The organism is Streptomyces albiflavescens, from assembly GCF_014645835.1.
GTDB lineage: Bacteria > Actinomycetota > Actinomycetes > Streptomycetales > Streptomycetaceae > Streptomyces > Streptomyces albiflavescens.
The window spans coordinates 370,466-380,348 of sequence record NZ_BMMM01000012.1; the positions used below are offsets into that span (position 1 = coordinate 370,466).

Consider the following 9,883-nt stretch of genomic DNA (forward strand, 5'->3'; position numbering starts at 1 on the left):
GAGACGGATTGACGCAGAGTGAGACGGAAGAGCGCAGAGCTCGCCCAAGGCGTCAGGCGTCGACATCCGACCGAGAGAGACCAGGGTTGACCGGACCGGAAGAGACCCGCGCGCCACAACGGGCGCACGGACAAAACGGGAGAAAGCGACGCACTCGCCAGGGGCGGGCGTCAGCGACAGTGAATGTCGGCCACGCAGAGCGCGGTCACGCCGATCAGCGCCAGCTCAATGGCTGCGCGGACGGAGACGTGACGAGGCGACATGCGGAGAAATATGAACGAACTTTCGCCGCATGTCAACGTGACCTGTGAGGCCCCTGTCAACTCCCGGGATACGGCCAGGGGTTGGCTCTGCAGTGGATCCCGTCATGGTCGAGGAACTTGGTCTGCTGTTGCATGACGGGAGCGAGTTCGCCGTCCTTGCCGCAGGTGACGTGGCCGTATCCGAGCCGGTGGCCGACCTCGTGGTTGATCAGCATCTGCCGGTACGCGTGAATTTGATCACCGTAGGTCTTGGAGCCCTGGGCCCAGCGATACGCGTTGATCATGACGCGATCGGTGGACGCCGAGTCGCACGACACGTTGTCCTCCGTCGTGTCGAGCCCCGACTTGGCGCACCACTTCGCGGTGGTGCCCGGGCTCGCCAGCGTGATCACGAAGTCGGGCTTGCCGGAAGAGATCCGCTCGAAGGTACGGCCGCCGTTGTGGGCCCAACTCCGGTCGTCGTTCAGGGTCTTCTGCACGGCCTGCGCGAAGAGGGCGCCGTCCAGGCCGAGGCCCTGCTCCACGTCGATGCGATAGGTGTACTTGCGGCCCTTGCCCGGCGCCTTGTCGAAGCCGAGGACCGCGTCGAACTCCCCCGACCCCGTGAGCGTGGCGCCGAGCGCGTACTTCTTGGCCATCTTCTGGTCGTACGTCAGTGTCGCCGCGCTCGGTGTCCCCGACTGGGTCGGCCGGTCGTTCCCGCGCGAGGCCGAGTCGTGGGTCTCGCGGTCGTTGCCGCCGGCGGACCGTGCGCTCGCGTCGGCGTCCTGCCGCCCGGTGGCGACCTGCCCGGCCACGACGACGGCCAGCACGGTCGTGACGGCGGCCGCCGCGATCCCGGTGAACGCCCGCCCCTTGGCCGCCTTGCCCTTCGGCGGCTCCTCGACCTCGGGCAGCGGCTTCTCGTCGGCCTCCGTGTCCCAGTCCGTGACGGAGCCGTACGGGTCGGTGGGGTGCGCCGCCGCGTCGCGGGGCGCGAAGACGTCGACGTCCTCGTCGGCGTCGAGGTCGAAGGCGTCGACGTAGGACTGCTGGGGACCCTGCCCGGACTCCTGGCGCTGACGGGGGATCCGGGGTCCGGGAGGGCCGGACGGCACGCCGTACGGAGCGCCCTGCGGCGCCCCCGGCGACGCGGTCTGCGGCCCGCCGCGCGGCACACCGCCGCCGAACTCGCCCCAGCCGCCGCCCGGTTCACGCTGTTCGGGGTGACCGCCACGTACGCGGGGGACGCCGTGGGCGGGGGTCCCGTCGGGAAAACGGGGGACGCCGTGCGCCGGAGTCCCGTCGGGAAAGCGAGGCACCCCGTGCGCCGGAGTCCCGTCGGGGAAACGCGGCACCCCGCGCGCGGGGGTCCCGTCGGCCATGCGCGGAATCCCGCGCGCCGGAGTTCCGTCCGGGAGGCGAGGCACGCCGTGAGCGGGCGTCCCGTCCGGGAAGCGGGGCACGCCCTGTGCCGGAGTCCCGTCCGGGAAGCGGGGCACGCCGTGCGCGGGCGTCCCGTCCGGAAGACGCGGCATTCCGTGCGCCGGCGTCCCACCCAGCGGAGGCCGTGGACCCGGCGCGCCCGGAGGCGGAGTCGCCGTACGACGAGAGGGGGCAGGTCCCGGCGTCGGGGCCCTTGTCGCGTCCTGCGCCGGAAACGCGGGTATCTCGGAGGTATCGGTCTTGCCTGCCCGCCCCCGACGGCTGTGACGTCCCACCCCCGCCTCAGCTCCCCGCGCCGACAGCGGACGATGATACCAACTCGCCCGTGTCCGTGAGGAGTTCATGGAAGGCCGTGGCCACGGTCTCCGGGTACTCCATCATCGCGACATGCCCCGCCTCCGGCAGGGACAGCAACCGGGAGTCACGGAAGGCGCGGGCCGCACGGTGGGCCATGCGGTAGCCGACGAGCTGGTCGCGGCCGCCGTAGATGAGCAGCGTCGGCGCGAGCACGCGCTCGGCCTGGCGCCACAGTCCGTGCTGGCCGCCCAGCGTGTACGCGTTCACCAGCCCGCGCGACGAGCGTGTCATGGCGTCCCAGAAGTACGGGAGGGCGAGCCGCCGCTCCAGCTCCTCGACCGCCTCGCGGAACGCCTCGGGCGTCACGATGCCGGGATCCCCGTAACAGAGCGCCATGACCCCGCGCACGCGCTGCTCGGCGCTCCACTCCTTGGTGAGGCTGGTGAACAGCCGCGCCACACCGGGCACCGCGAGCAGCGCGGTCGGCCAGGCGGTGCGCTGCGCCCGGATCTCCGGGAGCGCGGGCGAGACCAGTGTGAGGGTACGGACGAGGTCGGGGCGTACGGCCGCGACGCGCGTCGTGACGGCCCCGCCGAGCGAGTTCCCGAAGAGGTGCACGGGGCCTCGCCCGGCCGCGTCGAGATAGCGGATGACCGCGCGCGCGTGCCCCGTGACCGAGTAGTTCCCGTCGTCCGGCGGCGGCGAGTCCCCGAAGCCGGGCAGATCCACGGCCTCGCTGTCCACGAGCCCGTCGAGCAGCGGCATCAGCCCCGACCAGTTCTGCGAGGAACCGCCCAGGCCGTGCACGTACAACGCGGGCGGCAGTCCCTCCCGCGCCGGCGGTCTCGACCGGATCGACAGCGTGATCCCCGGCAGCCCCACCGATCGCAGCCGCTCCCCCGCCGCGACCCTGACGGCACCGACCCGCGGTGTGACGGTGGTGGCCAACACGGGCGGCAGCTCGGTCGAAGACATGCGGCAATGTTACGAGACGATCACGCAGTGGCTCATGTGTTCGCCGTCACAGATCGCGAGCAGATGGCATAGCGCCCCGATCGGGTGTCTCCTAGGCTTCAGACGAGGGCACTCGTACGCATACAGGAGCGCACTCGCCCCGCTCGGGAAGAGGAACCATGACAGTCGACCCGACAGACCCCGAGACCTTCAACGACCAGTTCCGGGAAATTCTCGACGCGGAGGCTCCGGAAGCCGCCGCGGCCGAACAGGTCACCGAGCTGGACCCGGCGGAGGAAGCCGACTCGCGGCCGGTCGGCGACCCCGACAACGCCAACGAGGCGGACCTCGCCGAGCAGGCCAGGGTCGTAGAACTCAACGAGGACGACTACCGGTGATCAACGAGAACGCCTACCGTTGATCAACGAGGGTGACCGCCCGCGACGGGACGCCGCTGAACAGGGCAGTCGGGGCGGTGTAGCGCCCATCTCACCCCGTTCGACAGGCTTTGTGCCACTATCGCCCGCGTCCGGTCCGTGAAATTCTGCGCTCGCACCGCGCACACCACGGTTACCGAAAAGTACGATGGCCGCGCGGCGCACACCGCATGTGGACAATTTTGGGAGGCGGCGTGACAGCCATCGAGCAGACAGAGGCGGCACGCCCGCGGGGCACTCGCCTGCCGCGCCGTGCCCGACGCAACCAGCTCCTCGGCGCCGCCCAGGAAGTTTTCGTTGCGCAGGGGTACCACTCGGCCGCCATGGACGACATCGCCGAGCGCGCGGGCGTCAGCAAGCCGGTCCTCTACCAGCACTTCCCGGGCAAGCTCGATCTGTACCTCGCCCTGCTGGACCAGCACTGCGAGTCGCTGCTCCAGGCGGTTCGGACCGCGCTCGCGTCCACCACGGACAACAAGCTGCGCGTCCGCGCGACGATGGACGCCTACTTCGCGTACGTGGAGGACGACGGCGGCGCCTTCCGGCTGGTCTTCGAGTCGGACCTGACCAACGAGCCCGCGGTCCGCGAGCGCGTCGACAAGGTGACACACGAGTGCGCCGAGGCGATCTGCGAGGTCATCGCGGAGGACACGGGTCTGTCGCGCGCCGAGTCGATGCTGCTTGCCTCGGGCCTCGGCGGCCTCGCCCAAGTGGTGGCCCGCTCCTGGCTGCACAGCGACCGCAGCGTCCCGCGCGACCAGGCGGTCCAGCTGCTGACCTCGCTGGCCTGGCGGGGCATCGCGGGTTTCCCGCTGCACGGCACGGATCACCACTGACCGCCACTTTGTTCCCGTCCCCTGTTCGCTCCTGGCGTTCTTGGGCGGAGCGTGTACGTCCCCTCACCGGGCTAATGTGTGCTGCGTACGGCGCGGACACACGCGCACATCACTGACCGTCGGAGGGACAAAGCCGTGGAGGTCAAGATCGGCGTGCAGCACGCGCCCCGCGAGATCGTTCTGGAGAGCGGTCAGACCCCGGAAGAGGTCGAGCGCGCGGTGTCCGAGGCGCTGGCCGGCAAGTCGCAGCTGCTGAGCCTCGTGGACGACCACGGCCGCAAGGTCCTGGTTCCGGCCGACCGCTTGGCGTATGTGGAGCTCGGTGAGCCCACGCAGCGCAAGGTGGGATTCAGCGCGCTGTAATGCGAGCGAGCGACAGCAGAAGCGTGAGGGCCCGGTGGCACAGCCACCGGGCCCCTTCGTTTGCACGGGGCCCTTCGCTCACACAGATGGAGCACAGATCGGCCACAGAGGAGGATTGCATTCCGCACGTCAGGGGTAAGACCGGCTACGACCGATTTGCACCGGCCGTGCGGGAGGGACCCTCACCATGTTCTTGGAAGCGCTCGGCTCCGCGATGCTCGGTCTCGCGCTGGCGTGGGCCGCTGCGTACCGGCTGCCGCATCGGCTGCCGGCCCGCAGTCTGGTCCTGTCGACCGGAGTGGCCGGAGCCCTGTTCGGTGCCTTCCTGACGCACACCGCACTGGGCACCGGCCACTTCCTGGTGATCCTGCTCGGCGCGGTGGCGGTCTCCGCGGCCCTGCTCTCCCTGCTGCTCCGCCCGGAGGAACGCTTTCGCCGCCGCTCGGCGACCGCGTAACCCGTTCCGTAAGGCCCCCAAGACCCCCAAGACCCCCAAGGGCCCCAAGCCGCCCGATTAGGCCGCCAGCCCCAGCGCAGCCATCCGCTTCGTGTGCGCCTCGGTGATCCGCGAGAACATCCGGCCGACCTCCGCGAGGTCGAAGCCGTCCGCGACACCGCCCACGAGCATCGTCGACAGGGCGTCACGGTCGGCGACCACGCGCTGCGACTGGGACAGGGCCTCACCCATCAGACGGCGCGCCCACAGTGCGAGCCGGCCACCCACACGCGGGTCCGCGTCGATCGCGGCGCGCACCTTCTCGATGGCGAAGCCGGCGTGCCCGGTGTCGTCGAGGACGGCGAGGACGAGCCCGCGCGTGTCGGAGTCGAGCCGTGCCGCGACCTCTCGGTAGAAGTCGCTGGCGATCGAGTCGCCGACATACGCCTTGACGAGGCCCTCCAGCCAGTCCGAGGGCGCCGTCTGCTTGTGGAAGCCGTCCAGCGCGGCGACGAACGGCTCCATCGCCTGCGTCGGCTCCGCGCCGATCGCCGCGAGGCGGTCCCTGAGCTGCTCGAAGTGGTGGAACTCGGCCGACGCCATCTTCGCCAGCTCCGCCTTGTCGCTCAGCGTCGGCGCCAGCTTGGCGTCCTCGGCGAGCCGCTCGAACGCCGCGAGCTCGCCGTACGCGAGCGCTCCGAGCAGGTCCACGACCGCGGCGCGATACTGAGGGTCGGCGGAGGCCGTGTCCCAGTCCTGGGCGGCGACTCCGGTGGCCGCGGGAGCGGTGTCGTCGGCGGCCTCGGCAGGGGTGTCAGCGGCGTTGTCAGGCGTCGTCATGAAGCGCACAATAGCCCGCTCACCGCGGCAGGGAAGTCCCTGGTCAATCAGTGTGACGACGAGTACGTGACCAAATCGGCCATCGCGTGTGCGCGATTCCAGGGTATGGTGGTAATGCGCCCGGCGAGTATTCGACGGGCCGCACGAATGAGGATGCCCGGTCGGTGGCCCGATCGGCTCCGACCCGACAGCCCTCCTCGTCCGTACGGCACATTGCGTACTGACGATACGGAGGGACCCTCAGCGGTACGAGCGCTCGAGCGTCGGCAGTGGTCCCAATGCCACTCGGCCCGCCCGACAGGCGGCCGACGTCCCCGGCACGGTTCCGACACGACCCCCGCGCTCGCCTCGCACCGCGTACACAGAAGAGGCAGCACCCTGACTACGACTTTCCGAGAGCTCGGAATCCTTCCCGAGACGGCCGAGGCCCTTGAGGCCGTCGGCATCATCAACCCCTTCCCCATTCAAGAGATGACGCTCCCCGTTGCCCTGTCCGGCACCGACGTCATCGGCCAGGCCAAGACCGGCACCGGCAAGACGCTGGGCTTCGGCCTTCCGCTCCTGGAGCGCGTCACCGTCCCCGCGGACGTCGAGGCGGGCCGGGCCAAGCCCGAGCAGCTCACCGACGCCCCGCAGGCCCTCGTCGTCGTCCCGACGCGCGAGCTGTGCACCCAGGTCACCAACGACCTGCTGACCGCGGGCAAGGTCCGCAACGTACGCGTTCTCGCCATTTACGGCGGCCGGGCGTACGAGCCGCAGGTCGAGGCCCTCAAGAAGGGCGTCGACGTCATCGTCGGCACCCCCGGGCGGCTGCTGGACCTCGCGGGCCAGAAGAAGCTCAACCTCAAGCACATCAAGGCGCTCGTCCTCGACGAGGCCGACGAGATGCTCGACCTGGGCTTCCTGCCCGACGTCGAGAAGATCATGAACATGCTGCCGGCCCGCCGTCAGACGATGCTGTTCTCGGCGACCATGCCGGGCGCGGTCATCGGCCTCGCGCGCCGCTACATGTCGCAGCCCACGCACATCCGCGCCACCGCGCCGGACGACGAGGGCGCGACGGTCCGCAACACCGCGCAGTTCGTGTACCGCGCGCACAACATGGACAAGCCCGAGTTGGTCGCGCGCATACTGCAGGCCGACGGCCGCGGTCTCGCGATGGTCTTCTGCCGCACCAAGCGGACGGCGGCGGACCTCGCCGACCAGCTGCAGCAGCGCGGCTTCGCCTCCGGCGCGGTCCACGGCGACCTCGGCCAGGGCGCCCGCGAGCAGGCGCTGCGCGCCTTCCGCAACGGCAAGGTCGACGTCCTTGTCTGCACCGACGTCGCCGCACGCGGCATCGACGTCGAGGGCGTCACGCACGTCATCAACTACCAGTCCCCCGAGGACGAGAAGACCTACCTGCACCGCATCGGCCGTACGGGCCGCGCGGGCGCGTCCGGTACGGCGATCACGCTCGTCGACTGGGACGACATCCCCCGCTGGCAGCTGATCAACAAGGCGCTCGACCTCGGCTTCAGCGAACCGCCGGAGACGTACTCCACGTCCCCGCACCTCTTCGAGGAGCTGGGCATCCCGGCCGGCACCAAGGGTGTCCTGCCGCGTTCCGAGCGCACCCGCGCCGGGCTGGCGGCCGAGGAGGTCGAGGACCTCGGCGAGACCGGTGGCCGTGGCCCGCGCGGTCGCGGTGGCCGTGGGGATCGCAACGATCGTGGTGACCGCTCGTCGGCGCCGTCCGCCGAGCGCGAGCGCGCGGCACGTACGCCCCGGCGTCGTCGCCGTACGCGCAACGGTGCGCCGCTGGACGAGACGTCCGCGTCTCCGGCTGCCCAGGCCACGACCGAGTCCGCCTCCACCGAGGCCAACGAGGCCGTCGAGCCCCGTACGCCGCGGCGTCGTCGCCGTACGCGCGCTGGGGCGGCGTCGGAGGCGGTCGCATCGGTGACCCCAGTGAACGAGGCCGCGGACGCCGCCGTGGCGACGGCCGAGGGTGTCGTCGATGAGCCGGCCAAGCCGCGCCGTCGCCGGACCCGCAAGACGGCGGAGCCGGTCGAGACGGTGCAGTCCGTGGAAGCCACGGAGACCGTGGAGACGGCCGAGGCCGTCGCGGTCGAGACCGTCGCCGAGGCTCCGGCCAAGCCGGTGCGTCGCCGGACCCGCAAGGCCGCCGAGGCCGTGGTCGACACGGTCGAGGCCGTGTCGGAGGCTGCGGCCGAGACCGTGGCCAAGCCGGTGCGTCGTCGTACTCGCAAGGCCGCCGAGGCCGTGGTCGACACGGTCGAGGCCGTGTCCGAGGCGGAGGCCGAGGCGGAGGCCAAGCCGCGCCGCACGCGTGCCAAGGCCGCCACTGCCGTGGACACCGCCGAGGCCGCCGAGGCCAAGCCCGTACGTCGCCGGACCCGCAAGGCCGCCGACACCGAGATCCCCGCTCAGGCGGCTGCCGAGGACGCCGAGGCCAAGCCGGCGCGTCGTCGCACCCGCAAGGCCGCGGAGGCTGCCGTCGAGACCGCTGAGGGCGTTGCCGAGGCTCCGGCCAAGGCGCGGCGTACGCGCAAGGCCGCGGTCGCCGTCGTCGACGGGGCCGAGGTCGCGGCCGAGGCGGAGACCAAGCCGCGCCGCACGCGCGCCAAGGCCGCCACTGCCGTGGACACCGCCGAGGCCGCCGAGGCCAAGCCCGTGCGTCGCCGGACCCGCAAGGCCGCCGACACCGAGATCCCCGCTCAGGCCGCTGCCGAGGACGCCGAGGCCAAGCCGGTGCGTCGTCGCACCCGCAAGGCCGCGGTTGCCGCGGAGTCCGCGGAGAGCTGATCCGCTGTCTGATGGCCCGGTCCTGCCTTTCGGTGGGGCCGGGCCATTGGTTTTTTCGCCCTCTCGGCCCCTACCCGTCCTGTACCAGCCTTTCGGCTGCGGGTTCGTGGGGGCTTGTCGCGCAGTTCCCCGTGCCCCTGAAGGGGCGCGGGGGCCAAAAACCACCCCCAGCGCCCACCCACAGAGCGCTCACCAACTCCGCCCGATAGCCTCAAGGGCATGAGCAGGCCGCCCAGCTTCATCCCGCCCGCCGGAGTCCGTGCCTACCGGCTCCCCACCGCCCGCGGTGAGTTCGCCGTGCTCGATGCCGCACCTCAGGGACAACCCAAGGGAACCGCCCTCCTGCTGCCGGGGTTCACCGGGAGCAAGGAGGACTTCATCGCGCTGCATGAGCCGTTGGCGCGTGAGGGCTATCGGACGGTCGCCGTGGACGGGCGCGGGCAGTTCGAGACCGGGGGGCCCAAGGACGACGAATCGGCGTACGCACAGGGCGAGTTGGCGCAGGACGTGCTTGCGCAGGCCACCGCCCTCGGTACGCCCGTGCACCTCTTGGGGCACTCCCTCGGCGGCCAGATCTCCCGCGCCGCCGTGCTCCTGGACCCCGCGCCCTTCCTCTCGCTGACACTCATGGCCTCGGGTCCCGCCCAGATCTCCGTCTCCCAGCAGCAGCGCGTCAAGCTGCTGCGCGACGCGCTCGCCGTGATGAGCATGGCCGAGGTGTGGGAGGCGATGCGGTCGATGGAGCCGCCCGAGGAGACCGACGCCGGCGGACTCGACCCGGGGCTCGACGACCTCGTCGACCTGCGGCGCCGCTGGCTGGACAACAGCCCCGCCCAGCTCATCGCCACGGGCCGCCAGCTGTGCACCGAACCCGATCGCGTCGCCGAACTGGCCGCCGTCCCGCTGCCGAAGCACGTGCTCTCCGGAGCGCTCGACGACACCTGGCCGATCACCCTGCTGGACGAGATGGCCATACGACTCCAGGCCAGACGCACGGTCATACCGGGAGCGGAGCACTCCCCCAACACGGACAACCCGCCGGAGACGGCGCGCGCCCTGATCGAGTTCTGGAACGAGAACCAGTAGCGAGGAGCGGCCACGAGCACCACGACGGCCGCCCGTTGCCAGTACTACGCCTGTACCAGAAACTGCGCCTGTACTAGTAGGACTCCGTTAGGTCTTCCTCTCGGCCCTGTTTGGGAGCATGTTGGAGGTGTGGACGCA

Annotated in this window: 10 protein-coding genes; 6 read left to right on the forward strand and 4 right to left on the reverse strand. The window is 71.1% G+C overall.

Annotated elements, in window-relative coordinates:
* Positions 1-170 precede the first annotated feature (170 nt).
* Genes IEY95_RS50795 through IEY95_RS30675 form a run of 3 tightly spaced genes read right to left on the reverse strand, consistent with a single transcriptional unit; the run spans position 171 to position 2,960 of the window.
* Positions 171-263, reverse strand: coding sequence for an Ms4533A family Cys-rich leader peptide (locus IEY95_RS50795; protein WP_361527425.1), 93 nt, complete (start codon positions 261-263; stop codon positions 171-173).
* Positions 264-319: 56 nt separating this feature from the next.
* Entirely contained in the window at positions 320-1,963 is a 1,644-nt protein-coding gene (locus IEY95_RS30670) for a DUF3152 domain-containing protein (RefSeq protein ID WP_229703478.1), read from the reverse strand.
* A gap of 7 nt (positions 1,964-1,970) precedes the next feature.
* The gene (locus tag IEY95_RS30675; protein ID WP_189189398.1) at positions 1,971-2,960 is read right to left on the reverse strand and encodes an alpha/beta fold hydrolase; all 990 of its coding nucleotides are present in this window, start codon (positions 2,958-2,960) and stop codon (positions 1,971-1,973) included.
* Between the two features lie 158 nt (positions 2,961-3,118).
* On the opposite strand from IEY95_RS30675, the gene IEY95_RS30680 reads away from it, so the two are divergent.
* From IEY95_RS30680 to IEY95_RS30695, 4 genes are all read left to right on the forward strand, one after another.
* A complete protein-coding gene (locus IEY95_RS30680; RefSeq protein ID WP_189189399.1) occupies positions 3,119-3,337 on the forward strand; it encodes an Rv3202a family protein in 219 nt (72 codons plus the stop codon).
* 233 nt (positions 3,338-3,570) lie between these two features.
* Positions 3,571-4,212 (forward strand): TetR/AcrR family transcriptional regulator, encoded by a 642-nt coding sequence (locus IEY95_RS30685; protein WP_095936492.1) that lies wholly within the window; start codon positions 3,571-3,573, stop codon positions 4,210-4,212.
* 135 nt (positions 4,213-4,347) lie between these two features.
* On the forward strand, positions 4,348-4,575 hold the full coding sequence (locus IEY95_RS30690) for a DUF3107 domain-containing protein (RefSeq protein ID WP_028801993.1): 228 nt from the start codon (positions 4,348-4,350) through the stop codon (positions 4,573-4,575).
* Between the two features lie 187 nt (positions 4,576-4,762).
* A complete protein-coding gene (locus tag IEY95_RS30695; RefSeq protein ID WP_189189400.1) occupies positions 4,763-5,032 on the forward strand; it encodes a hypothetical protein in 270 nt (89 codons plus the stop codon).
* 57 nt (positions 5,033-5,089) lie between these two features.
* Here IEY95_RS30695 and IEY95_RS30700 read toward each other — a convergent pair whose 3' ends face one another.
* The gene (locus IEY95_RS30700) at positions 5,090-5,860 is read right to left on the reverse strand and encodes a ferritin-like fold-containing protein (protein ID WP_189189401.1); all 771 of its coding nucleotides are present in this window, start codon (positions 5,858-5,860) and stop codon (positions 5,090-5,092) included.
* Between the two features lie 462 nt (positions 5,861-6,322).
* Between IEY95_RS30700 and IEY95_RS30705 the strand changes: the two genes are divergently transcribed.
* Positions 6,323-8,659, forward strand: coding sequence for a DEAD/DEAH box helicase (locus IEY95_RS30705; RefSeq protein WP_189189402.1), 2,337 nt, complete (start codon positions 6,323-6,325; stop codon positions 8,657-8,659).
* A gap of 219 nt (positions 8,660-8,878) precedes the next feature.
* Positions 8,879-9,745, forward strand: a complete 867-nt coding sequence (locus IEY95_RS30710) for an alpha/beta fold hydrolase (protein WP_189189403.1) — start codon at positions 8,879-8,881, stop codon at positions 9,743-9,745.
* Positions 9,746-9,883 lie beyond the last annotated feature (138 nt).

What these genes read in the sequence shown, in the direction of transcription:
- IEY95_RS50795 (WP_361527425.1), bottom strand. Translation starts at nt 263, where the DNA reads ATGTCGCCTCGTCACGTCTCCGTCCGCGCAGCCATTGAGCTGGCGCTG.
- IEY95_RS30675 (WP_189189398.1), bottom strand. Translation starts at nt 2,960, where the DNA reads ATGTCTTCGACCGAGCTGCCGCCCGTGTTGGCCACCACCGTCACACCG.
- IEY95_RS30680 (WP_189189399.1), top strand. Translation starts at nt 3,119, where the DNA reads ATGACAGTCGACCCGACAGACCCCGAGACCTTCAACGACCAGTTCCGG.
- IEY95_RS30695 (WP_189189400.1), top strand. Translation starts at nt 4,763, where the DNA reads ATGTTCTTGGAAGCGCTCGGCTCCGCGATGCTCGGTCTCGCGCTGGCG.
- IEY95_RS30705 (WP_189189402.1), top strand. Translation starts at nt 6,323, where the DNA reads ATGACGCTCCCCGTTGCCCTGTCCGGCACCGACGTCATCGGCCAGGCC.
- IEY95_RS30710 (WP_189189403.1), top strand. Translation starts at nt 8,879, where the DNA reads ATGAGCAGGCCGCCCAGCTTCATCCCGCCCGCCGGAGTCCGTGCCTAC.